This is a genomic window from Mesorhizobium atlanticum (assembly GCF_003289965.1).
Taxonomy (GTDB): Bacteria; Pseudomonadota; Alphaproteobacteria; order Rhizobiales; family Rhizobiaceae; genus Mesorhizobium; species Mesorhizobium atlanticum.
The window spans coordinates 509,875-534,293 of the sequence record NZ_QMBQ01000002.1; the positions used below are offsets into that span (position 1 = coordinate 509,875).

A 24,419-nucleotide genomic window follows, 5' to 3' on the forward strand; every position below is an offset into this window, starting at 1 on the left:
GAGCATGTTCGAGACTACAGCAAACAGCGCTGGCATGAGCGCGAGGGACGTACGTTACGCGACCTGGGTGACCCTTTTCGCGTGGGTCTTCGCGGTCTACGACTTCATCTTGTTCGGGACGTTGCTTCCGGAGATTGGCAGGCACGAGGGCTGGAGCACTGCCTTTCAGGCGGAGCTCGCGACATGGATCGCCGTCGGCACCGCTGTCATCGCACTGCTGGTTGGACCCGCCGTGGACCGTATGGGTCGCCGAAACGGAATAATCCTGACCGTCTCCGGTGCCGCCATCTGCTCGGCTCTTACGGCCATCGGCGGCGGTTTCGGCAGCCTGGTCCTGGTGCTGATCCGCTCGCTCGGCGGTTTTGGCTATGCCGAGCAGACGGTGAACGCTACCTACCTAAGCGAACTCTATGCTTCGGCGGCTCCCAGCGTCGCGCGGCGCCGGGGTTTCCTGTATAGCCTCGTGCAGGGGGGCTGGCCGATCGGCGCTCTTCTGGCCGCCGCATTAACAGCAATTCTCCTGCCGTTTATCGGCTGGCAGGGATGCTTCATCTTTGCTGCGCTACCTTCGTTGATCATCGTTGTCTTTGCGCGCAAACTGAAGGAAAGCCCGCAGTTCCTGGCGCAGCAGCTCAAGCGCGGCCGGGCCACGGCTCACGATCGGGATCAGCACGGGCTGCGGGCGACGCTGCAGGGCTCGACGCGGCGGACGACTCTGGTGCTTGGGGCGGCATTCCTGCTCAATTGGTTTGCCATCCAGGTGTTCAGCGTGCTGGGCACAACCGTGATCACCGACGTTCATCATGTCTCGTTCGAGAGCTCGCTGGTTGTTCTCATTCTTTCCAATCTTGTCGGCTATATCGGCTATCTTGCCTTTGGTTTCCTCGGTGACCGCATTGGCCGGCGCAATGCGATTGCATTGGGTTGGACTATCGCCGGCCTATTGTTCACTGGCATGCTCTATGCGCCTCATAGCCTCGGTCCCGTAATGGTGCTGTACAGCCTTGGCCTGTTCTTTCTAATCGGTCCTTACGCCGCGCTGCTTTTCTTCATCGGCGAGAGCTTCCCGACGACCATCAGGGCCACCGGAGGAGCGCTCGTTGCGGCGATGGGACCGATCGGCGCCATTCTGGCAGGACTGGGTGCGACTTATCTCCTGAACGCCGGATCGACGTGGCAGCTTGCCGCGCTCTGTTTCGGAGCCGTGCCCTGCTTCGTGTCCGGACTGTTGATTTGCGGTGCGCCGACGGTCAATGAAGAGGATGTCCGAGAAGCCGAACTTGGCGGCGCGACAAGGACCTTGGCTTGATGCGCCAATGATCCTGCCAGGCTGACGGCCTGTCGGGTCGACCTGCTTGTCTTACTGCCGAAGGGCAAGAAAATGCCGGGAGGGGAAGCCGACCCATCCCGGCATTCGCTGATTGTTAGCTCATGGCAGCGTTAAGCCACTCCCCACGATCCGGCTTGTGAAGCGATTGAATATGTGGAGATAGCTGCATTGCATGAGCGACCCCGCCAATCGCCTTATGCAGCGCATCGCCGCCGCTGAGAGTTCAGAAAAGAATGGCCAAGAAGTTTGCGTTTCTGCTGGTTCGCGACTTCACCCTGTCGCCGCTTTCGCTCTTCATCGACACGCTGCGCCTGGCGGGCGATGAGGGCGACCGCAGCCGCAGGGTGGAATTCGACTGGCAGATCGTCGGCGAACGCGGCCTGCCGATCCGGGCGAGCTGTGGCGTCGAATTGCTGCCGACCAAGGCGATCGGCAATCCGGAGGATTTCGATAACGTCGTCGTGGTCGGCGGCCTGCTCGACACCAACCGCAGCTTGAGTTCGGAAAAGGAGGCCTTCCTTCTGCGGGCCGTCGAAAAGGGCGTCCCCGTAACCGCGCTCTGCACCGGAAGCTTCGTGCTCGCGCGCTACGGGTTGCTGGACGGCTACAGCGCCGCCGTCAGTTGGTTCCACATCAAGGACTTTCGGGCCGAGTTCCCCGACGTGAACGCGCATGCGGACAGTCTGTTTTCCGTCGACCGCGGGCGCGCGACATGCGCCGGCGGCACGGGTGCTGCCGACCTCGCCGGCTATTTCGTGTCGCAATTCATCGGCCAGAAGGCGGCGGAAAAGGCCGCCAAGATCCTGGTGCTGGATCGCATCCGCAACATCAGGGACGTGCAGCCGGTCGGCGACCTGTTTCCTGAAGCCGCGAGCCGCGCGGTGAAGCGGGCCTTGCTCTTGATGGAAAGCAATCTCCAGGAGAAGGTGTCGGTCAGCGAGATCGCCAGCCGCCTGAATTGCTCGCGGCGCCAGCTAGAGCGTCTTTTCGCGACCGAACTGGGCACCAGCCCAATGGCCGCCTACCTGGCGCTGCGGGTGCATTACGCAAAGTCGCTGCTAGAAGACAGCGATCTGCAGATAGGAGACATCGCCTACAGATGCGGCTTCGAAAATGCCGGGCATTTCAGCCGGGTGTTCCGCCAGCATACCGGCATCACGCCGACCCGTCTCAGGCATCCGAGCCGATCCGTCATCAGCCCTCTCGACACGTAATTTTCAAGTTCATCTCTGCTGGAGAGCGACGAGTCTTCAGATCGCTGCGTCTGACGCAATGCGGTTGGCGCCGTGCCGGATGCATCCGTCCGCTTTCTACCGGTCCCGCCGACAACGGACAGTCTGCCTGCGGCTCAGGACATTAAGTCTCAAAAAGGCAGCGGCCCCATGCCCTCCGTTACTTTGGATGGCCTGAAGATGTGCGCGGTGTTAAAAGGCGCGGCTTAACGCGCGCCTTTAAAGGTAAGTGCTTGTTTTTGTTGTAAGCCGCTGCCGGCCGCTTGCATTCAAGGATCAGGGCGAAGACAGGCGGGCCGTCCTTTGCATTGCCATTCCTTAGGGGTACCGGAAGCTTTCCACAGCCAAAGAGGGGCCATCCCGTTCGCCCGTAGCTGGGTGTTCGGAGACGACACCGTCAATACAGCGCCGCACTGGGTTGTCTGAGAGACTCTGCGAGGGTTTGCAGTTTCAAAGCCGGTCCCCGCAACCACTTTCTTCATAAATCCATAACCGCCCCAATCTGATCAATCGGGGCGGTTCTTTGCGTTTGCGAGACGCCGCGTACGGTGGCGCAAACCGAAGCCAACGCGCGTGTCATCGAGACCATCGGCAAGATCGCTTGGCGTGCCGCCGATTGATGTTGTTCTGGGGTTTGTCGGGCAAACAGTATGCGGCGGCCCTCGACGGCTATGATCTTCATTTTGACAGACGCTGGAACATCGTCGAACGTGCGGTCACCTATTGCGCTACATCTCCTGCCCTCGGCGTCCCTGAAAGCTTCCATGTAGAAGACCCCAACGTCCTACTGGAACTCGTCATTGTCACGTACGAGCTGCCGGAAGCACTTTGAGATTTTTGCACGGCTGCGGATCTCGCTTCGCGCAGTTGGCTCAAGGCGACGGACGAAAGCCTCGTCCTTCAATGTTGCCGATAGTTATGTTAGGTTCTGAGTTGCCAATGCGCGCGTAAGACCCATTCGTCTGCAGAGTCGGAGCCCGCGATGCGCCCGGTGGACGAGACATCCTTCGAGACGGCTCTGGGCGAACGCGTCCAGGATATGGTTGAGGCCTGCACCCGATGTGGCAAATGCGCTGAGGTTTGTCCGAGCCTAGTGCCGGCCGGCATCTCGGATGCGCGGCCTGAAGACCTCATCGGCGGTATCCTCGATATTGTCCGCACCGGTGACGGTCCGGAGACGTCCCGCAACTGGGCAGCCTCCTGCATGCTCAGCGGGGAATGTATCAAGGCGTGCGACTACGGCGTCAATCCACGCTTTCTCCTTGCCATGGCACGCCTCGGCGTTGCGAAGTCCGATAAAGAGCTTTCTGAACGACGGCGGCAAGGCGTGGAGAGATACCGTCAGGTCAGCCGCGGTGTGACGATGCTTTCGCGTCTGCAGCTCGACGCGGAGGTCCTGGAACGGCTGGGTCAAAAGTCAGCGTCGGTATCCACGCCCGCCGAGCCGGCGGATTTCGCGTTCTACACCGGCTGCAACGTGCTCAAGACGCCACATATTGCCTTGCTTGCCCTCGATATCATGGATGTGCTCGGCGTCAGTTATCAGGTCATGGGCGGCCCCAGCCATTGTTGCGGGATTTCGCAGCTCATGTCCGGGGACGCCGAGATGGCCGGTCGGCTGGGATCGAACAGCATGGAGAAGCTGTCGCACTCGAGGTCGGGACAGGTGATCACCTGGTGTCCGACTTGCTACGTCCAGTTCACGGAAACCATCCTGCCGACGGTGGAACGACAGCGCGGCTCCCGCCCATTCGAGATGAACCCGTTCATGCGATTCCTCGGCGACCGGCTGGCGCAGTTGAAGCCGCACCTTCAGCACAGGGTCGACATGCGCGTCGCGCTGCACAAGCATCCTGGCGTAGCCGGCGTCGTGGAAGCCGCCACCGAAATCCTGAAGATGGTCCCCGGCATTGAGCTCATCGATCTGCACCAGCCGGCGGTGGGTCTGCAGAGCGTGCATGTCGGTGTCCTGCCAAAGCTCAAGCGCGAGTTGCAGCAGAGAGAACTTGAAGCAGCGCGTGACGCGGGCGTTGATGCGCTGGTGGCGGTTTATCATTCCGATCATCGCGAATTGTGTGCACACGAGCGCGATTGGACGTTCCGCATCATCAATATCCTTGAAGTGCTTGGTGAAAGCATGGGGTTGCATCGGCATGATCGCTATAAGGAGCTCAAGGTGATTCAAGACGCCGATCAGATCGTCACCGAATGTAGCGATTTGATTGCACGGCACTCCCTTGATGCCCGCGATGCCCGCGACGTTGTGGTCAGGGTTCTGCTTGGTGACCAGCCGCTCCCCCTGAAGGGTGGCCACGAGCGTGGCGCGAGTGGCGTGGCCGAGTAGCAGTTCGGTCGCTTCTAGCTATGGCGGCCGGGGTCGGCGGCGAGACCTGTTACGTGCTCGCTCGCGGAAACGAGGAATCGCCTCGTCTTTGCCTAGGCCCGCCGCGTTGGTTTGCATTCTGGTCGACAGATGCTGAAGCCCTGGAAAGCGAAATACGCACCCAAAGGGATGTGGTTGAGCGCGTCAGGGGCTATCTTGTGTCCATAAGCTTGCTGACATGCTCCTCACTGGACGATTTCGCCTCTCACCTGTTGCTGATTCGAGCCGTACATTCTCAAGCGGCGGATGATCGGGCAGGGGAGACGCATCGCAACGCCTGGTCAACTACGTGACGCCTGTCCCGTGCAAAAGGCGCTTCACCCGCACACATGACTCCCGCTCATCCATAGGACCAACAAATCTGCGTTGTGGGCAGGCGCCTCGCCTGTTCACAATCCCCCAACAACAAATTGGGGACCATCGCTATGACCGATGAGCCGGCATCACCGGACGATGTCGTTGTCCAGGTGCGGGAACTGTCGAAGGTTTACCCAGGCGTCACGGCTTTATCGAACGTGGAGTTCGACCTCCGACGTGGTGAAATTCACGCGTTGATCGGTGAAAATGGAGCCGGCAAATCGTCTCTAATACGCATATTGTCTGGCGACAGTCGTCCTAGCGCCGGCGTCTTGCGCGTCAACGGAAAGCTTGAGCATTTCAGTTCTCCGCAGGATGCACGCCGGGCGGGGATCGTGACGGTCTTCCAGGAGCTGTCGATTGTCCCTGCGTTGACCGTCGCAGAGAACGTCGTCCTCGGCAATCAGCCCGCAACTGACCTTTTGGGTAGAATCTACTCCCGTCGTTTGGCTCGTGAGCGGACCCGGTCCGTTTTCCAAACACTGGGTGTATCGATCGATCCCGACTGCCGTGCTGAAACGCTGTCCACCGGCGAGATGCAACTGGTCGAGATCGCCCGCGCTCTGCTCCTCGATGCGCCGGTGCTCATTCTCGATGAGCCGACGGCTTCACTGTCGGATTCGGAAGCGGCAAGGCTACTCGATATCATGGTCAGGCTTCGGAATGCTGGAAAAAGCCTCATCTTCGTGTCTCATCGGCTCGGCGAGGCTCTCAAGGTCGCGGACCGCATCACCGTGTTGCGGAATGGCGAGCGGGTCGAGACGCGCGAGCGGCACCAAGTAGCCGACACGAGCGAACTCATTCAAATGATGGTCGGGGGGCGGCTGGAGCGACTTTTCCCCACGCCTAACACCAATATAGGCGGTGTATTGTTTTCGGCCGAGGGACTAACCCGTCGTGGCAAATTTGAAGACATCAGCTTTGCGATACGCTCCGGCGAAATCCTTGGTTTCAGCGGCCTAGTCGGCGCGGGCCGGACCGAGGTTATGCGATCCATCATTGGTGCAGATCCGCTCGACGCCGGCCGCATCGTCAAACACGGTGTGCACTTCCGAGTTCGCGACCCCCGCCATGCGATAGAGACCGGGATTGCCTACCTTTCGGAGGATCGCAAAGGAGCCGGCCTCGTCCTTTCCCTATCAGGCTACGAAAACATCGTGCTGTCGGCCATGCCGCGGATGTTTCGCTCAGGCTACGTCAACTGGACGCGAGTCCGCGCAGTCGCCTCGGAAATCGCCCAACGCATGCGATTCCGCGGCCAACTCGGATCAATGACATCAACCTATTCTGGCGGCAATCAACAGAAGATCGCTATCGGCAAATGCATCCTCTCCGGTGCTGATCTGCTCATCTTCGACGAACCGACGCGTGGCGTGGATATCGGCGCCAAAGCCGAGATCTATCAGCTCCTTCACGAAGCGGCGGAAGCGGGAGCGGCGGTCGTCGTGGTCTCCTCGGAACTCCCGGAACTAATGAATATCGCCCACCGGATCCTAGTGATGTCGGCAGGGCGCATCACCGGTTCGTTCGCGAGATCGGAATTCGACGAGAAGACACTGCTCGCCGCAGCCTTCGCCGGCCACGCCGGCGCAAATGACAAGGCTCCTGAAAGCCTGGCTGCCTGAAAAAGATGGAGAACCATAAGATGTCCGTGGACACGCAATCTGTCGCGCACCCTAAGACAAAGGGCTTTCCCGCAGAAGTGTCACTTAATCGACTGCGGCAGTTCGGTATGCCGATCGCGCTGATAGTAATAGTCATCTACTTCTCGCTCGCCTCTGACGTGTTTCTCACCGGGCAGAATTTTCGAAATGTGGCGCTGCAGGCGGCGGCGTTGTCGGCGGTTGCCGTTGGTCAGTGCTTCGTCATCCTCAACGCCGATCTGGATCTTTCCGTCGGTTCGGCTGTGGCGCTCATCAGCGTCATCTCAGCCATGGCGATGGCGGCGGCTGGTGCGCCGGTCGGTATTGCGGCAGGTCTGCTAACCGGAGCGGCCATTGGTCTGGTAAACGGTCTGGTCGTCACTCGATTGCGGGTTATGGCGTTCATTGCCACGCTGGCGATGTTGTCGATCGCACAAGGGCTTGCACTCAGAATCTCAAAGGGTGTGCCTATAACGGGGATTCCAGGTTCGTTCGCTGACCTGGCCTTCGCCAACGTGTTGGGTGTACCTCTGCCATTCTTGATCGCTGCAGCGCTCGTTGTTCTCGGTTTCTTGACCCTCCACTTCACCCGCCTGGGCCGCAACATCTACGCGGTAGGAGGAAATACCGAGGCTGCACGCCTGTCGGGTATTTCAGTATCGAAAACCAAAATCGCTGCCTATGTGGTCTCGGGGCTTTGCGCGGCAATCGCCTCGCTGATCCTTACTGCGCGGGTCGGGACTGGTCAGCCAACGCTTGGCGCCTCGATGTCGCTCGAATCCGTAGCCGCAGTCGTGCTCGGAGGTGTCTCGCTATTCGGCGGGCGGGGATCGATCGCTGGCGTCGCGATCGGCGTCGGTTTCGTCAGCATTCTATCCAACGGCCTCAACCTTCTGAATGTGTCCTCTTACACGCAGATGATGATTGTCGGGGCAGCACTTATCGCCGCCGTCGCCGCCGATCAGGCGCTAACTCATAAAAAATAGCAATCAAAGGGAGGAGAACGACATGACCACGAAATCACTGATACATCGTACACTGATCGCTTGTGCTCTTGGGCTTTTTGTAGCCGGCTCGACTGCAAATGCCGCCGGAAAGCCAAAGATCGGCATCGCAATGCCAACTGTTGAAGGTGACTGGTATTCGGCTGTCCTGTACGGCGCGGAAACCGAAGCTGAAAAGCTCGGCTATGAGGTCGTGGTGCTCGACGCCGGCGGTTTCGGTCACCCCGAAAAACAGGTTGATCAAATCTCCAATTTGATCGTCCAGCAAGTCAAGGCGATTCTCACCGATCCAATCGATCCTGCGACACTTGACGGGGCTGTTCGGACAGCTCACCAGACCGGCATTCCCGTGATCGGGCTTGGCACACCGGTGATTTCGGCCAACATCGAGCCTGATGCAGCGGCAACATCAAGTCAGTGCCAGCTTGGCGAACTGATGGCCGACGGCGCGAAGCGTCTTCTTCCTAACGGAGGCACGATCGCCGCGCTTGCGGGTCCTCCAGGAGCATATTGGGCAACAGAACGATATGCATGCTTCGTCAAGAGCATCGCAGGCGCGAAGATCGACATTGTAGCAGAGCGAAACAGCGAAGAAGACCCCGCAACCGCGCTGTCGATTGCCAACGATTTGCTCCAGCGCTTCCCGAAGGTTTCGCTCTTCTATGCAGCGGACGACACCTATGGCGTGGGCGCCGGCCGCGCGATCCAACAGGCAGGCAGGTGCGGCGCTGTTCAGGTCCTCATGGCCGGATTTGGCAAAGCTGCGGAGGACACAATGCGTGGTGGCTGCGCTCAGTTTGTGGTGGCACAACGCACGGTTCTGATCGGCCGTACGGCAAGTGACCTCGCCGATAAGCTCGCGCGAGGCGAAACACCTGCCAGTCGGTTGGTCGAAGTACCTTTCCTGTCGATTACTCCCGACCATGTCGGTGAGGTTCCGCTGGCAGACATCCGTCAGCCCGCCGATTGGAAACCTTGAAGGATACAAAAATGCCTGGAGTGATCAAACGCTTCGTCAACGGCGACCCATCTCTAAAGACGTTCCAGGCGCACGCGCCGTGGGCAGAGGCTGTCGAGGTCCCGCCAGGCGCCACCTTCCTCTTCTTGAGCGGTCAGGTTCCACCGCCTTTGCATGAGGAGGCGGACCCCGACGATCCGGCTTCGTATGGCTCCACCGAAGATCAGACTCGCGGGGCTCTGGCACTGATCAGACGGCTTCTCGCCGACAAGGGCTACGCGTTGGGCGACATCGTGAAGATGACGGCCTACCTCTGCGCCGATCCCGCAAAGGGGGGGGGTCTGGATCTCGATGGTTTTGGGGCTGCCTATCGGAAATTCTTCAGCGCAACCGGACCGCTGCCCGCGCGGACGCGTGTCGAGGTCCGCCAGCTGATGAGTGCTGCATGGCTGGTCGAAATCGAAGTGATAGCGGCCAAAGTTCAACAAAATGAAATGGGAGACGAAGAATGAAGTTCAAAGCGATGCTTTGCGCCGCGGTAGCGCTCACCCTCATTTCCGGGTCAAGCCAGGCGGCTGGCAAACTGGGCGTTTCGATGCCAGTTCTTTCTGGTCCCTGGTACACGGCCGTTCTCTATGGCATCGAGACGAAGGCGAAGGAACTTGGCTACGAACTGGTGGTCCTCGATGCCGGCGGTTATGCCAACGTCGACCGGCAGATCAGTCAAGTCTCGACCCTTATCACCCAGCATGTAAATGCGGTCCTGATCGATCCCTCCAACCCGTCTGCCTTCAATGGTGTCGCTCGCGAAGCTAAGGCGGCCGGCGTACCGTTGATCGGCGTGTCGAGCCCGATTGTTGCAAGCGACGTGCCACCGGACGGTGCAGTATCGTCAAGCCATTGCGGCCTCGGAAAGATGATGGCTACGGGTGCGAAAGCGCTGCTGCCCCATGGCGGCAGCATCGGTATACTGGCCGGCCCCGGCGGTGCATTCTGGGCGGAGGAACGGTTGCGATGCTTCAAGGAGGCTATTGCCGGAACGGATTTGAAAATCGTGGCGAACCAGGCAACCGAGCAGGATGTCGCCACAGCGCTCACCACGGCTGAAGACATCCTTCAGCGCTTTCCCGATGTTGATCTGCTCTACGGCGCCGACGACACGTACGGCGTAGGGGCGGCGCGAGCGGTCCAGCAGGCAGGCCGTTGCGGCAAGACCAAGGTGCTGTTCGCCGTCCTCGGCGAAGAGGCACAAAACCTGATGCAGGACGGCTGCGTTGACTATGTCGTGGCACAAAAGCCGGTGGCGATTGGCGGTCAGGCCGTAGAGCTCGCTGACAGGCTTGTCAAAGGAACGGCCCCGAATGGCGAAGTGCGGGTGATAGATCCGGTTCCTGTACAACGTTCAACGTTGGCAACCCTCGATCTGTCCGAAATTCGCCAGCCCGCTGGCTGGCGGCCTTGACCGGCTCGTCATGCCCACGATCACCGACACTATCGCTTTTGCTTCCGCACGCCGGCTTGCTCGCAGGATCAGGCAAGGGAAGCTTGGAAGCCGGGATCTTCTCGAACTCTATCTGGAGAGAATCGAGCGATGGAATCCGGCGGTAAATGCGATAATCCACATAGACGCTGGTCGGGCCAGACTTGCGGCCGACCGTGTCGATCAGGAAGCCCGCGAAGGCAGATACCGGGGCCTGCTGCACGGCTTGCCCGTCACCGTCAAGGACGCCATCGACGTTGCCGGCATGCCCTCCACCTGGGGGCTGCCTGACCGCGCCGGGACCGCTGCCAGGCAAGACTCCGAAGTCGTGCGGCGTCTTCGTGCGGCAGGTGCAATCGTTTTTGGCAAGACCAATGTGCCGACCGGACTTGCCGACTGGCAAACGGACAATCCGATTTTCGGACGCTGCAACAACCCGTATGCACTAGACCGTTCCCCCGGCGGCTCCTCAGGCGGGGCGGCTGCGGCAGTCGCAGCGGGCTTCACGGCCTTCGAGATCGGATCGGACATTGGCGGCTCGATCCGCAACCCTGCCCACTATTGTGGCGTTTGCGGCTTGAAGCCGAGCTATGGAATCGTGTCGCAGGACGGGCACGGCACTGTCCCCACGCATCCGCCACAGGATTTGAACGTGCTAGGCCCGCTTTCCCGGCACGCCGAAGATTTGGAATTGCTGTTGGGCATTATCGCTGGGCCGGCCGCAGGCGAGCGGATGGCTTGGCAGCTCGGTCTGCCGTCGCCGCGGCTGCCATCACTCGACGGCATGCGGGCTGCCATTCTGCCACGCCATGTCGGGCCTCTGGTCGACGAGGCGATCGACGCAGCGATTGCCCGTCTCGGCGGCACGTTGCAGCGTTATGGCGCCTTCGTGGCGACCGGTGCAGCTCCGGCAATCGACTTCAATGAAGCGCGCGCGCTGTATCTGGCTCTCTTGCGCGGCGCGACCAGCGTCGGGCTCTCGGATCAGGCGTTCGAGGCAGCTGTGATCCGTGCAAGCGGCTACCCGGCGGATGACGCAGGTTACAGGGCGCACAGCGACCGAGGTATCGCCCGCAGCCATCGCGACTGGCTGAAACTTGGCTCTTCGCGTCACGCTGTGGCTGCAGCATGGGCACGTTTCTTCGAAGACTTCGATTGCCTGTTATGTCCGGTCGCAGCCACGCCGGCCTTCCCGCATGACCTCGAGCGGCCGCGCGAGGAGCGGCTGATTGACGTCAACGGTACCCTGCAGGACTACAACGATCAGCTCTTCTGGGCTGGCTTGGCTAGCGTTCCTGGTTTGCCGTCAGCGGTCATCCCGATCGGCCGCGACGAAGGGGGGCTGCCGGTCGGAGTACAGGTAATCGGTCCGCTGTATTCGGATCGGTCGATCGCCAGGATAGCGCGGTTGATTGAAGAGAAGACTAGGGCATTCGAACCACCCGATCTCTCGGACGGGTGAGAAATAGAAATGTATTCTGCGTCGCGACCTCGGCTCTGAGCCTCACTCGCCTCGCTCATCTTTGATCAACAAGACATGAGAAACAAGGTGTGGAAATGAAGTGCTCTGAAAGCAATATTAAGGTTGCGATCGGTGGGTTCGGCGCGATTGGGAAACGCGTCGCCAAGGCTCTGGACGATGGGCTAGCCAACCTCGAGCTGACGGCGGTTTCCGCGCAGGACCGTGTAAAGGCAGAGGCCTACATGGCAGCAAACTTCGCCCGGACCTATCCCATTCTGCCGCTGGGTGAACTTGCCGAGGTCGCCGATGTGGTGGTCGAGTGCTGCCCTGCGGACTACCTCGCAGAGGTTGCGGCGCCCGTCCTGGCCCACGGCAAGACGATGATAGTGATTAGTGTTGGGGCATTGCTTGCCAATCCTCAGCTGACGTCGCTGGCTGAGCAACACGGCGGCCGTATACTTGTGCCATCCGGGGCGCTTCTGGGGCTTGATGCCGTCCAATCAGCTGCTGTCGGGGCGATCCACAGCGTGGACATGGTGACCCGCAAGCCGCCGCATGGGCTCAACGGGGCACCCTATCTTGCTGGCCGAGGCATCGATGTGGCCGGCATCAGCGAACCGGTCAAGCTTTTCGACGGCTCGGCGAGCGAGGCCATTACTGGCTTTCCTGCCAACCTCAATGTTGCGGTTGCGCTCGGTCTTGCCGGGATCGGACCGGACCGGACACATCTGGAAATCTGGGCGGATCCAGGGGTCGTCCGCAATACGCATACGATCCGAGTCAAATCCGACAGCGCCGATCTGACGATGACGATTGAGAACATTCCGAGTGAGGACAACCCGAAGACCGGCAAGATCACCCCGCTGTCGATTATCGCGACGTTGAAGCGACTGACTGCTCCATTGGTGATCGGGGCCTGATATTCGGCGCTCAGGAATCGATGAACAGCCACGGCCAATAGCGCCAGGTTTATTGGTCCCCGTCCTGGAGTTCGTCCTCAGCCTCGGCCAGGCCGCAGGTGGAAGACAGCCAATCCCGGAAGGCCTTCACCTTGGGCAGATTCCAGTGGTGCGCTCGGTATAGCAAGTAATAGTAGCCCGAGGTCGCGATCGGGGGCTCGAACGGTATCACCAACAATCCTGCCTCCAGATCGTTGTCGACCAGCACTTTTGGGATAAGCGCCACGCCCTGGCCTGCCCGCGCGGCTGTCAGGGCCTGGAAAAAGTGGCCGAAGACGAGCCCAGGCTGGTCGGGCACCGTCAAGTCGGCATTCTTGAACCAGTCGGGCCAGGCGTTGGCGCGCGTTCCGACATGGATGAGCGGCACCTTTGATACCAGGCTGATAGTGCTGAGCCCGTGTCTAGTGACAAACTCTGGAGCGGCAACAGGCACCATCTGATCTGGCAAAAGCCGATCCGATCGGATGCCCGCCCAGTCGTCGGCCATCATGAGGTCGATCCGCGGTGCGCTTTGCAGAGTGTCCTTGCCCCGAGGACGTCCGACCCGGATTGCGACATCGATGTTGTCACGAACGAAATCGACCGCCCGGATTGTCGTGATGAGCTGCACTTCGATCGAGGGATGCTTCTCCGAAAAATCTGGCAGTCGGGGCATCAGCCAATTCATCGCAAACGTCGGAAGGGCGCTAACGGTGAGGATGCCGGAGGCGCCGCGACTTCCAACGCGCAGGACGGCCCGCTCCATGTCATCCAGTGCGTGTCGCACAGTTGGGAAGAGAATTTGGCCAGATTCGGTGAGCTCCAGCTTACGCGTGAGCCGTTTGAACAGCGGCAGGCCCATCGTGTCTTCGAGGAGCTTGATCTGACGCGAGATCGCGCCTTGGGTAACGCATAGCTCTTCCGCCGCTATAGTGAAGCTGAGATGCCGCGCCGCAGCCTCGAAGGCACGCAACGCATATAAGGATGGCAGCCGTCTGGCCAAGGATCTCTCGATAAAAGTTGATGGCGATGAATGAGCCTACCTCATTCATGTGATTTGTAAACATCAGTTGTAGCCAGCCGAGTTGGCGGCGTAATCTCCAAACGTGAACGCCAGACCGGCGCGCTGAGAGGGAGTCGAGATGCTGCGAAGAAATGATCGATTCGTTTATTCGCCGATCACCCAGCGTCCCGACTTCACCTGGCCCGACGGGAAGCGACTTGCAGTGCATCTATGTCTCAACATGGAGCATTTTGCTTACAATGAGGGGCTTGGGATTTCGTATTCGCCGGGCATCCCCCACCCAAACAGCTACAATTGGGGTTGGCGCGAGTATGGAAACCGGGTCGGCGTCTGGCGGCTCATCGAACTGTTCGATGATTTCGAACTTCCGGTGTCGGTGCTGTTAAACTCAGCGGTCTACGAGCACTGCCCGCAGGTGACGGACGCATTCCACAATCGCGGATACGAGATAGTCGGCCACGGGCGATCGAACTCGGAACACCAGAACGATTTTTCCGAGGAGGAAGAGCGTCGCCTCATTGCCGAAGCGACTGAGCTGATGACCCGACATGAGGGCAGGGCTCCCAAAGGCTGGCTCAGCCCCGGCGTCAACCCAAGTGACGTGACGCCGGATCTGCTACAGGAAGCCGGTTACAGTTACATTCTCGACTGGCCGGTCGATGACCAGCCAGTGTGGATGAAAACGCGTGCCGGACATCTCTTGAGTGTGCCTTATCCGCACGAGATCAACGACATCCCATTCGTCGCGTTGCATCATGGTCAGCCGGACGCGTTCGCTCGGGCCATCGTCGACAACTTCGACGAAATGCTTGAGCAGAGCCGAAAGCAATCGCTCGTATTCGGCATTTCGATCCACACATTTCTCATCGGACAGCCGTTTCGGCTTCGAGCTTTCCGACAAGCAATTAGTCACATCACGGCGCACCGGAAAGATATTTGGCTCACAACCACTGGCGCGATTGCCGACCACTATGCTGGCCTGTTTCCAGCGCCAGAGCACTGAAGGTAATTTTCATGGATCTCGGACTTGAGGGAAAGAATGCGCTTGTGCTGGGCGCGGGCGGGGGGCTCGGCAGTGCAATCGCCGAAACGCTAGCACGCGAGGGGGCTCGGGTGGTGGCGGTCGACATCGCCAAGGACGCGGTGGAAGCAGTTGCGCGAAACTCTGGCATGGCGGTGCGCCCGTTCGTCTGCGACATCGCCGATGGACCTGCTGTTGAGGCCTTGCTCGATCAAACCGGTGAGATCGACATTCTCGTCAATAACTCGGGCGGTCCGCCGCCGACCACGGCCCATGGCGTGGCACGGTCGGAATGGGAAAAATACTTTTCTACGATGGTTTTGTCGCTGATCTCGCTGACGGATCGTGTCCTGCCTGGCATGCGCGCCCGCGGCTGGGGACGCATAATCACCAGCACTTCGTCCGGTGTAGTGGCGCCAATCGCCAATCTCGGTATCTCAAACGCCTTGCGCTTGTCGCTCGTTGGCTGGTCCAAAACGCTCGCCCAGGAGGTGGCTCCTGACGGCGTCACCGCCAATATCATCCTTCCTGGTCGCATTGCGACAAGCCGAATCCGAGCGCTCGACGAGGCCAAGGCGAAGCGCGAAAACCGGTCTCTGGAAGACGTGCGCGCCGAAAGCACAGGCTCAATTCCGATGTGTCGCTATGGCGAACCTCAGGAATATGCCGACGCGGTTGCATTCCTTGCAAGCACCCGAGCCTCCTACATCACGGGATCGGTCATCCGCGTGGATGGCGGGCTCATTCAAAGCATCTGACTAATCAGGAGAGAAAACTCATGCCCGCAAACCCAAGCCGCGGTGAAATTCGCGAACGCTACCTCAAGGTCGATACCTCCAATGTGGCCGATGTGCTTGATGATCTCGGTCTGCCGGATCAAGGCCTTTCACCCGATTTCGTGCCGATGCCGGTCGGAGCAGGCAAGCTCGCGGGCTATGCCTTCACGATCCGAGGGCAAATGACACCGTTTGCTCCGGGCGGAGATGCTGAAAAGATGAAGGCTTGCGCCGAGCTTTCGACTAGCGACATCGCTGTTTGGAGTGGAGACGGCCAGGGTGTTTGCTACTTCGGCGAACTCATCGCGATCGGCATGAAGGAGCGCGGCGCGGCAGGGGCGTTGGTCGACGGAGGGGTGCGTGACCTGAAGTGGATCGGCGAGTTAGGGTTTCCGGTCTTTGCCAGGTATCGCGCTCCGGTCCAGTCGATCATGCGCTGGAAGGTCAATGCCTGGCGTGTCCCGGTGTTCCTGCGTGGTGCAACAATCGAGCGAGTTAAGGTGGAGCCTGGCGATTTCATTCTCGCTGATGAAGACGGCGCGATCGCAATTCCGGCCGCCAAGGTGATTGAGGTTCTGATTGCGGCTGAGAAGCTCACGGCGAAGGAAGTTGCCATTCGCGATGAACTGAAGAGGGGCTTGAGTCTCGCCGAGGCCCTTGACCGATACGGGCACGTCTGACCGACACAAATCGTTCCGCATCCGCCTCGCCGCTTGTGTCGCGGTAGGCCTCCCAAGCCCGCGCCGAGCTTTCGGGCTTACGGCCTCAAGAACGATCCCGGTGATCCGGCGACGGCGGATGCTTTGCCCTGCGGGATCAAGCCGTCCGGCCCAGGCCATGCGCTTCCGCCGGCACATTCTACAGATCAGAATTTCTCATCCATAAGCGCCGCGTTACTCGTTTGTTTGGCAGGGGCAAACGGAACAATGTCGCGCTGACGCGAGCGGCAAGCCTAGAGTCAAAGGAGCAGGCGGTGGGCAGTTTCGAACGTGCAGAAGCACGGGCAAAAGCACTAGTGGAGAAAGATGCCTACTTCGGCGGTCGCTGGCAGGCTTCCGAGACCGGCGAGGCCTATGCAGTGTTCGACCCTGCAACCGGCTTGGAAATCGGCAAGGCGCCCAACCTGTCCGATCGCCAGGTAGATGTGGCGATCAACGCTGCCGAGACCGGATTGCGGCTCTGGGCGGGCATGTTGCCTTTGGAACGCAGCCGCGTCCTCGATGCCTGGTACGATCTGGTGCTGGCCCGCCGCGATGGGCTTGCTGCCCTGATTACGCTGGAGCAGGGCAAGCCTTTGGCTGAATCCCTCGGAGAGGTCGACTACGCTGCGAGTTTCATTCGATGGTATGCGGAAGAGACCAAGCGCGACGGCGGCGAGATCCTGCGCAGTCACCTTCCAGGCAAGAGGCTGCACGTCAATCGTGCGCCGATCGGCATCGTGGCGGCCATCACACCATGGAATTTTCCTTCCGCAATGCTGGCGCGCAAAGCGGCCGCGGCGCTTGCGGCTGGCTGCTCCGTTATCGGCCTGCCGTCCTCGAAAACACCCTTCTCTGCCCTTGCGCTTGCACGGTTGGCCGAGGAGGCAGGTTGTCCCCCGGGTGTCTTTTCCGTCATTACGGGCAGCACCCGTCGGATCGTGCCCTTGCTGTGCGGAGACACGCGCATTCGCGCCGTGTCATTCACCGGATCGACTGAAGTCGGCAGGCTCATCGCAGGTCTGTGCGCACAGACGATCAAGCATGTGAGTCTTGAGCTCGGAGGCCATGCGCCTTTCTTGGTATTCGAGGACGCGAATCTCGATCTTGCGATCGAGGATGCCATGAACGCCAAATTCCAAACGACGGGTCAGGATTGCCTTGCCGCCAACCGAATACTTGTACACGACGATCTTTACGACCGTTTTGTCGAGGGGTTCACCTCGCGCGCCGCGATGCTGAAGGTGGGCAATGGCTTCGATCCCGGTGTGACCATCGGGCCGATGATCGACGACAAGGCGCTGCAGAAAGTCGAAGAGCAAGTTTTCGATGCCAAGCAACACGGTGCATGCCTGCATCTGGGCGGCGGCGTACACAATGCCGGTCCCAATTTCTACGAGCCGACCGTGCTTTCCGACGTCACCGACGACATGCTGATCATGCATGAGGAGACGTTCGGCCCCGTGGCCGGCATCGGGCGCTTCTGTGAGGAAGACGAGGCAATCCGCCGGGCCAACGCCACCGAATACGGCCTGGCGGCCTATGTCCATACGCGCGATCTAGGCCGGTCTGAGCGCATGTCGCGCCGACTTGAATATGGGATGATTGGAATAAACACATCAAAAATGACCGGCGCTCCCATACCCTTCGGCGGCGTCAAGCAGTCGGGCCTCGGGCGCGAAGGCGGTCCCTATGGAATGCATGACTTTATGGAGTTGAAGTATGTCTGCGCAGCCTATGAGTGAAACGAGAACGGGCTCTGGATCCGCGCCCGAGAAGATTAAGGTCGCGAGGCAAGTCGTGGAGGCGCTGCGCGACATGGGCGTGCGTTATGTCTTCGGTGTGCCGAGTGGCGGCTGGGTCGACTACATGGAGGCAATGCGCGTCACCGAGGGGATCGACTTCGTGCTGACGACGCATGAAGGGACCGCCGCCATCATGGCCGACGTGTGTGGCCGGCTGAACGGCGCGCCGGGGGTATGTTTCGGAACTTTCGGACCAGGTGCGACGAACCTGTCCACTGGTGTTGGCGGGGCGCTTCTCGATCGCTCTCCCTTGATTGCACTCACTGATGAAATGCAGGCAGCCATGCGCGGTCGCGTTACGCAGATGGGCATAGACCATCAGGCGCTGTTCGCGCCGATAACCAAGAAAACCACTCGTCTCGAATCAGACAAGGTTCGCGAGATTCTTTTCGACGCGGCAACGATAGCGCTCGGCGGGCGTCCAGGGTCGGTTCACGTCGGTCTGCCGGTTGGCATGAGCGCCGAATACAGTTCGCCGCGCACCGATCTTCCACTGCCGCAAGCCGGCGTCGTCGGCAACGCGCCGGTCGCTGTTGCCAAACAGATGCAGGCCGCTCTGCAGGCTGCGCGCAAACCGGTGCTCGCGCTGGGCCTAGGGGCCGTCCGGGCGGGTGTCGGTGATGAGATCAGCCGGTTTGCGGAAGAACACCATATACCGGTGGTAGTTACGCCCATGGCCAAAGGCATGATCGCGGAGGATCATCCCTGCTATGCCGGCGTGCTCTTCCATGCGCTTTCCGACGAAGTTGGGAAAACCCACCAGCAGAGCGACCTGGTCGTCCTGATTGGCTATGATCCCGTCGAGTTCAATGTCGAATCCTGGGCGCCGAACGTAAAGGTCGTCAATGTCGACGATCAACCGCTCGACCTCGACCGGACCGCGTACCCCGATGTGATCGAGGTCACCGGCACCATCACCTCCGGCGTTGCCGCCTTGTGCGCCACGGAAATGGCGACAAAAGACTGGGACGTGGAGGCACTAAAAGCGCGGCGCCAAGCCATGTTCGAGCGCCTCAAGGGCGCAGATGAATTCGGTCCCTGTGCCGTGCTCGACGTTTTGCGCGAAGTCCTGCCCGAAGACGGAATCATGACCTGTGATGTGGGCGCCCACACCCATCTGATCGGCCAGAAGTGGCCCACGCCGGCTCCCGGCCGGCAAATCATGACCAATGGTTGGTCGACTATGGGCTTTGGCATTCCGGCAGCCATCGCTGCCAAGCTGTGCCGGCCGAATGTCGATGTGTGCACCGTGGTCGGCGATGGCGGTTTCCTGATGTCTGCCGGAGAACTGGCCACCGCTGTGCGGCTCGGCCTTCCCATTGTCACCATAGTCATCACCGACAACGACCTGGCGCTGATCCGCATCAAGCAGCAGAAGAAGCAGAACCCGATTTATGGGACGCCAATTCGCGCCGCAGGCACGATCGGCGGTGACAATATTTTCGGTGTGCCGGTCCTGACCGCGAGTGAGAGGGATGGGTTCAGAAACGCTCTAAAGAAAGCCTTTGCAACCAGCGGTCCGATGATCGTCGAGGCGCTGGTCTCCAGTCGCGAATACGACGAACTGGTTCTGAAGAAGGATAAGCCAAACTGAGAATGCATGGTTCCGCTTCCCTCCTCAGACAACATGACTGGCACGCTGCCTTCGATCGCGCCAACAGGGCAGTAGGAACAACCCCTGGCCTCGCCACGATTGGACGAGGCTTCTCTTCAGCGCTGTCACTTGGCAGCCTTCAGCCATTCGCCCTGGGCCAGCCCCATGGTGCTGTGGCGGTCGAGCCGGCGTGGCACGGTAGAGTCGATGTCCTTGATGCAGGCTTCGGGAAAGCGCAGCCTGGCTGAGCCCCATGCGCGTACCCTGATGCCGCCACTCGGCCGCAAGGATTTCTACGAGACGCTGCGCGCTGCCGTCATGTGCGGTCGCCGTTGTCATTCTGACTGGCCTGGTTCGCCGATGATTACGTCACAGTCGCCCTCGAATCAGAGCAGTCACTCAAACCGCCCACTGTTCGAGGGATCATGGATATGACGATCGAAAGCCCCACCAAGAACAAGGAAGCATCCGTCGAAGACCTATTCGTTTTCCCGCCCGCAAGCACAGTGGTGCTGCCTGTAACGGGAACGTCGCGTCTCTTCCCGGTACGGCGTCTGTTTTGCGTCGGCAGGAACTACGCAGAACACGCCCGCGAGATGGGGCACGACCCTGTGCGGGAGCCGCCATTTTTCTTCATGAAAACGGCGGACGCGGTGCTCGCGCCAGGTGAATCGTTTTCCTATCCCGAAATGTCGAAAGACGTGCACCACGAGGTGGAACTTGTCGTGGCGATGAAATCAGGCGGCGCGAACCTCCCCATCGACACAGCGCGGCAACATGTGTTTGGCTATGCCGTGGGCCTCGACATGACACGTCGCGACCTGCAAGCGGAGGCCAAACGCCTCCAACGCCCATGGGAAATCGGCAAATCGTTCGAAGGTTCCGCGCCCGTCGGACCATTGACCCGGATTGAGGATGTCGCCACCACTGTTGATAGCGGGGCGATCACCCTCGACATCAACGGCCACCGACGCCAAGCGGGCGATCTGGAGGACATGATCTGGAGCGCCTACGAGATTATCGCACATGTTTCGCTTTACTTCGAAGTTCGGCCAGGGGACCTGATATTCACGGGAACGCCGGCCGGTGTCGGCCCCGTCAGGATCTCCGACAGGATAGTGGCCAAAATCGACGGCCTGGAACCGCTGACATTAGATGTGGTCGCACGCGCGTCGGGGCGCTGATCACGATGGAAACTGCTGCCAACCGATCTAGACTCGCTGCGCGTCCACGGACATTTCGCACGCCTGAGAATCGGCTTCTCGGGGTGATTGCCGCAGTTCCTACCCCGATCGACGCCTCTGGAAGCCCCGACCATGCCCGCTTTCTACAACTCGCTCGCGATCTCCTAGACGCTGGATGCGACGCGCTCAATATGCTCGGCACCACTGGGGAGGCTACCTCGTTCTCACTCAAGCAACGGGTCGGGTTTATGGAGGCTGCCGCCAAAGCGTTGCCGCGCGATCGGCTTATGGTTGGAACTGGAGCAGCTGCCTTGGCTGACGCGAGGCAATTGGCGCAAGCAGCTGACGAACTGGAATTTGCGGCGGCGCTCGTGCTCCCGCCCTTCTACTACAAAGGTATAACTGACTATGGAATAGTTGCCTACTTCGATGCGCTGGTCAACACGACCAGCAGTAACATCCCGCTCTATCTCTATAATTTCCCGGCACTGTCGGGTGTTCCATTCGGAGTAGAACTGATCGCGCGGCTGCGGAATGAGTTTGGAAACCGTATTGCGGGCTTGAAGGATTCTTCAGGCAACATCGCTTATGCCCGCGAGGTCGCAAGCATGTCGGCGGATTTGAGCGTATTTCCGTCAAATGAGGCGACGCTACTGGAGGCCAGGTCGGGCGTGTTTGCCGGCTGCATCTCCGCTACCGCGAGTCTGAGCGCGGAATTTTGCGCGAGTGCCTTTCACAAAGGGGACGCGGAAGCACTGCAGAAGGCCATGGCAGTCAGACAGCTTTTCGACGGCAAGCCCCTAGTACCTTGTGTCAAGGCTGTGCTGGCGCGCGATCGCGGCGACGACGAACTAGCGCGTGTTGTGCCACCGCTTGTTAGTTGCGCGCCGAGCGACGCAGACGAACTCTACAGGCACTACTGCGCGATTGGCGCAGCCGCTCGATGAACGTCCAGTTAGACCGGCGGCGCGACCCGCGCGGCCGGTCTGTTCAACACCGAACTCGGCCTAGCAAGGTTGCCGCAATCACGGCCGATGCTCGTAGACACGCAAGTCCTAGATAAACAACGCCGCATCCTCGGATGCTCCAGAGCGTGGCGCGTCAGCCTGTCGCCGTTTCATTCGTGCGCTCTCTTTACGCCACCAGAATGTTGGCCACTGCAGTGCGGCAACAGCCACAACGCGAGAACGATGCATTAACTGAACGATGCATTAACTGAACAGAAAATGTGTTGACGAAAGTAATATATATATTTCGAATTTAACGTTGTAAAGTTGAATAGGATTTAATCGAAAAAGTAGTATCGCATAGTTACTACTTTGAGCGAGTGATAGGAGCCGGCGACGCGGATTTGCGGCGCTCGCTTTACGAGGCGGGCGTCGGGGCTGATGACGCGCTTCAAGGGCTCCGACAAGGTCAAGAGCTGGAGCCAGGCGATCGCCAAACGCTCCTGCCACCGCAAGGCCTGTGTCGCCGTGGCGCGCAAGCTGGCGGTGATCATGCACGCGATCTGGACCGACGGAACGTTCTATCTCGGCGATTCCGCGGCGCCGAAGCGATGCTGCCCGGCGCGCTTATCGCAAGGATCGCAGGCTGCTGGGAGCGCATCGATGAACGGTGCGACGGAAGTTGAAACGCATCGCGTCGGCAGACTGACCGGCGCCTTCCGAACACAAGGGATCCGCTCCGGCGGATGAGGACTGATGCAGACCAGGAACGACGGAATGCACGTTATCTTAAGGGATGCCCGCCCCTCCCGTTGCGGACAAACTGCTAGTCCCTCTCAGAAGGAGGAAGGGAAATGAACATCGCCGTACTCGGAATCGATCTTGGAAAGACGCTGTGCAGTCTGGTTGGCCTCGACCGCGAAGGGGCGGCTGTGCTGCGTCGTCGGAAGCGCCGTGCGTCCCTTGCTGCATTCGTCGAAAAGCAGCAGCGCTGCATCGTCGATATGGAGGTGTGCTACGGTGCTGATCACCTCGCGCGTCAGTTCGTCATGGGCGGACACGAGGTTCGGCTGATGCCGCCCGAGTATGTGAAGCCGTACGTGAAATCGCACAAGAACGATGATCGCGATGCGGAGGCAATCGCCGAAGCGGCGACACGGCCGACAATGCGCTTCGTGCCGATCAAGTCGAAAGAGCAACTCGACGTTCAGACTCTGCACCGTGCGCGCGAGCGGCAGGTCGGCACTCGGACTGCGCTGATCAATCAGCTGCGGGGTCTGCTGTTCGACCGCGGCATCGTCATCGCCAAGGGGCGCCCAAAGCTGAACCTGTGGCTGCGCGAGAACCTCGCGGACAACACGCTCCTAACCGCCAGGATGCGGCAACTGGTTGATGACATGGTCGACGAACTGCGCTCGCTCGATCATCGGATAAAGCAACTCGACCAGGAGTTCGAAGCGCTCACGAAGAGCGATCAACGGGCTCGTCTATTGCGTAGCGTGCCAGGCATCGTGCTCTCAACGCAACAGTCGGCGACGTGTCGGCGTTCGCGAAGGGGCGCGACTTCGCTGCCTGGGTGAGACTTGTTCCGCGTCAGATCACGACCGGCGGCAAGCCACGCCTGACGGGAATAAGCAAGCGCGGGAGCACCTACATGCGCGTTCTGTTGATCCATGGCGCGCGAGCAGCACTTATCTGGCGCGAATGGACACCCAGCTCGGCGCCTGGCTGCAAGCGCTGCTGCAGCGCGCCAAGCGTAACGTGGTGGTCGTTGCGCTCGGCAACAAAGCTCGCCCGGATCGCCTGGGCCGTGATGTCGAAACAGCGCCCATACGAAGCCGTCAGGGTCTCCGAGGGATAACAAGTTTGCCCGAGCGGGAGCGTCCCGACTACTGCTTGGCTGCATGAAGTCTGCGGTAGGATGTACACAGAGATGGCCCAACGGTTGATCGGCGTTCGGCAAACCTGGCAGCAGGCAGCGGCCCTTTCGAGGCCGAGTATCTTGTTAGGAGCCGGACGCGCGAATCTCCATCTTGGCAGGGCGTCCAGACGCCGAGGCCGGATACATTGGTGCAGACCGGGCGTGCCTCTCAAAACATTCCGCTTGCAGACGGGGCGGGCCATACATTGCTTGCGGCCGCGCCGATCGCGAGACGGCCGGACCGCGCCAGATTGCCTGTGACGATGCTCCGTCAGCCGGATGGAAAAGTGCGCCACGACGGTTCCCATGCTGCAAATAAGCGGCGCTGCTACGCCGTCGCAGAGCGCGGAAGACTGCACGGCGCATTGGAACTCAACGCGACAGTACGGAATTGTTGTGTAGAGCATAGAATGGTGTATTATCGCAAATTTGGAGAGGAAGGACGATCACAAACAAGTCTCGAAAAGCACAACCGATTAAGACGGCAGGATAAAAGAGCGCACATTGCGCTTCGGTTGGGCCGTTGTTTTTCAGCGGGTTAGATAGTGGTTTCGCAAGGTCTGGATGTTTACTGCACATTGCCAGAATTGCGGATTGTCGGCTGATTCCTCGGGCTTGTGCAATGTGCGAGGGGCTCTGTCAGCGCTTGAGGATGGAGGGGC

Annotated in this window: 20 protein-coding genes and 2 pseudogenes; 20 read left to right on the forward strand and 2 right to left on the reverse strand. The window is 60.0% G+C overall.

The window, feature by feature from the left end; all coding sequences use genetic code 11:
- Nucleotides 1–4: 4 nt before the first annotated feature.
- From DPM35_RS07445 to DPM35_RS07495, 11 genes are all read left to right on the forward strand, one after another.
- Nucleotides 5–1,309 carry an MFS transporter gene (locus tag DPM35_RS07445; protein ID WP_112127092.1) on the forward strand — a complete coding sequence of 435 codons (1,305 nt, stop codon included), beginning with the start codon at nucleotides 5–7 and terminating at the stop codon, nucleotides 1,307–1,309.
- A gap of 254 nt (nucleotides 1,310–1,563) precedes the next feature.
- Nucleotides 1,564–2,544: a GlxA family transcriptional regulator gene (locus DPM35_RS07450; protein WP_112126652.1), complete on the forward strand. Its 981-nt coding sequence runs from the start codon at nucleotides 1,564–1,566 to the stop codon at nucleotides 2,542–2,544.
- Nucleotides 2,545–3,178: 634 nt separating this feature from the next.
- Nucleotides 3,179–3,394: a hypothetical protein gene (locus DPM35_RS07455; RefSeq protein WP_181591949.1), complete on the forward strand. Its 216-nt coding sequence runs from the start codon at nucleotides 3,179–3,181 to the stop codon at nucleotides 3,392–3,394.
- 150 nt (nucleotides 3,395–3,544) lie between these two features.
- A complete protein-coding gene (locus DPM35_RS07460; RefSeq protein ID WP_112126653.1) occupies nucleotides 3,545–4,906 on the forward strand; it encodes a heterodisulfide reductase-related iron-sulfur binding cluster in 1,362 nt (453 codons plus the stop codon).
- Nucleotides 4,907–5,370: 464 nt separating this feature from the next.
- Entirely contained in the window at nucleotides 5,371–6,927 is a 1,557-nt protein-coding gene (locus DPM35_RS07465; protein WP_112126654.1) for a sugar ABC transporter ATP-binding protein, read from the forward strand.
- Between the two features lie 20 nt (nucleotides 6,928–6,947).
- Nucleotides 6,948–7,931, forward strand: a complete 984-nt coding sequence (locus DPM35_RS07470) for an ABC transporter permease (protein ID WP_181591950.1) — start codon at nucleotides 6,948–6,950, stop codon at nucleotides 7,929–7,931.
- Nucleotides 7,932–7,953: 22 nt separating this feature from the next.
- Nucleotides 7,954–8,928 (forward strand): sugar ABC transporter substrate-binding protein, encoded by a 975-nt coding sequence (locus DPM35_RS07475; RefSeq protein ID WP_112126656.1) that lies wholly within the window; start codon nucleotides 7,954–7,956, stop codon nucleotides 8,926–8,928.
- Nucleotides 8,929–8,939: 11 nt separating this feature from the next.
- Nucleotides 8,940–9,419: a Rid family hydrolase gene (locus DPM35_RS07480; protein ID WP_146767922.1), complete on the forward strand. Its 480-nt coding sequence runs from the start codon at nucleotides 8,940–8,942 to the stop codon at nucleotides 9,417–9,419.
- Complete coding sequence (locus DPM35_RS07485) at nucleotides 9,416–10,369, forward strand: sugar ABC transporter substrate-binding protein (protein ID WP_112126658.1); 954 nt, start codon at nucleotides 9,416–9,418, stop codon at nucleotides 10,367–10,369. The genes DPM35_RS07480 and DPM35_RS07485 overlap by 4 nt, the downstream gene beginning before the upstream one ends.
- Before the next feature lie 10 nt (nucleotides 10,370–10,379).
- Nucleotides 10,380–11,849 carry an amidase gene (locus tag DPM35_RS07490; protein WP_112126659.1) on the forward strand — a complete coding sequence of 490 codons (1,470 nt, stop codon included), beginning with the start codon at nucleotides 10,380–10,382 and terminating at the stop codon, nucleotides 11,847–11,849.
- Nucleotides 11,850–11,944: 95 nt separating this feature from the next.
- Nucleotides 11,945–12,769, forward strand: coding sequence for an aspartate dehydrogenase (locus DPM35_RS07495; RefSeq protein ID WP_112126660.1), 825 nt, complete (start codon nucleotides 11,945–11,947; stop codon nucleotides 12,767–12,769).
- A gap of 49 nt (nucleotides 12,770–12,818) precedes the next feature.
- On the opposite strand, the gene gcvA is transcribed toward DPM35_RS07495, so the two are convergent.
- Nucleotides 12,819–13,790 (reverse strand): transcriptional regulator GcvA, encoded by a 972-nt coding sequence (gene gcvA / locus DPM35_RS07500; protein WP_181591951.1) that lies wholly within the window; start codon nucleotides 13,788–13,790, stop codon nucleotides 12,819–12,821.
- A gap of 139 nt (nucleotides 13,791–13,929) precedes the next feature.
- On the opposite strand from gcvA, the gene DPM35_RS07505 reads away from it, so the two are divergent.
- The 5 genes from DPM35_RS07505 (at nucleotide 13,930) to DPM35_RS07525 (ending at nucleotide 19,705) form a co-directional block, all read left to right on the forward strand.
- Nucleotides 13,930–14,814 (forward strand): polysaccharide deacetylase family protein, encoded by an 885-nt coding sequence (locus tag DPM35_RS07505; protein ID WP_112126662.1) that lies wholly within the window; start codon nucleotides 13,930–13,932, stop codon nucleotides 14,812–14,814.
- 11 nt (nucleotides 14,815–14,825) lie between these two features.
- Nucleotides 14,826–15,590: an SDR family oxidoreductase gene (locus DPM35_RS07510; protein ID WP_112126663.1), complete on the forward strand. Its 765-nt coding sequence runs from the start codon at nucleotides 14,826–14,828 to the stop codon at nucleotides 15,588–15,590.
- A 20-nt stretch (nucleotides 15,591–15,610) separates the two neighbouring features.
- On the forward strand, nucleotides 15,611–16,288 hold the full coding sequence (locus tag DPM35_RS07515; protein WP_112126664.1) for an RraA family protein: 678 nt from the start codon (nucleotides 15,611–15,613) through the stop codon (nucleotides 16,286–16,288).
- Between the two features lie 293 nt (nucleotides 16,289–16,581).
- Entirely contained in the window at nucleotides 16,582–18,051 is a 1,470-nt protein-coding gene (locus DPM35_RS07520; protein WP_181591952.1) for an NAD-dependent succinate-semialdehyde dehydrogenase, read from the forward strand.
- Nucleotides 18,044–19,705, forward strand: a complete 1,662-nt coding sequence (locus tag DPM35_RS07525; protein WP_112126665.1) for a thiamine pyrophosphate-binding protein — start codon at nucleotides 18,044–18,046, stop codon at nucleotides 19,703–19,705. The genes DPM35_RS07520 and DPM35_RS07525 overlap by 8 nt, the downstream gene beginning before the upstream one ends.
- 125 nt (nucleotides 19,706–19,830) lie before the next feature.
- Here the strand turns inward: DPM35_RS07525 and DPM35_RS32360 are convergent, their stop codons facing one another.
- The gene (locus DPM35_RS32360; protein ID WP_181591953.1) at nucleotides 19,831–19,992 is read right to left on the reverse strand and encodes a hypothetical protein; all 162 of its coding nucleotides are present in this window, start codon (nucleotides 19,990–19,992) and stop codon (nucleotides 19,831–19,833) included.
- Between the two features lie 138 nt (nucleotides 19,993–20,130).
- On the opposite strand from DPM35_RS32360, the gene DPM35_RS07530 reads away from it, so the two are divergent.
- From DPM35_RS07530 to DPM35_RS07545, 4 genes and pseudogenes are all read left to right on the forward strand, one after another.
- The gene (locus DPM35_RS07530) at nucleotides 20,131–20,889 is read left to right on the forward strand and encodes a fumarylacetoacetate hydrolase family protein (RefSeq protein WP_245431465.1); all 759 of its coding nucleotides are present in this window, start codon (nucleotides 20,131–20,133) and stop codon (nucleotides 20,887–20,889) included.
- Nucleotides 20,890–20,894: 5 nt separating this feature from the next.
- Nucleotides 20,895–21,836, forward strand: a complete 942-nt coding sequence (locus DPM35_RS07535; RefSeq protein WP_112126666.1) for a dihydrodipicolinate synthase family protein — start codon at nucleotides 20,895–20,897, stop codon at nucleotides 21,834–21,836.
- 377 nt (nucleotides 21,837–22,213) lie between these two features.
- Nucleotides 22,214–22,503: pseudogene (locus DPM35_RS07540) on the forward strand (IS110 family transposase); the annotation flags it as partial.
- 187 nt (nucleotides 22,504–22,690) lie between these two features.
- Nucleotides 22,691–23,697: pseudogene (locus tag DPM35_RS07545) on the forward strand (IS110 family RNA-guided transposase).
- The last annotated feature ends 722 nt before the right edge of the window (nucleotides 23,698–24,419 follow it).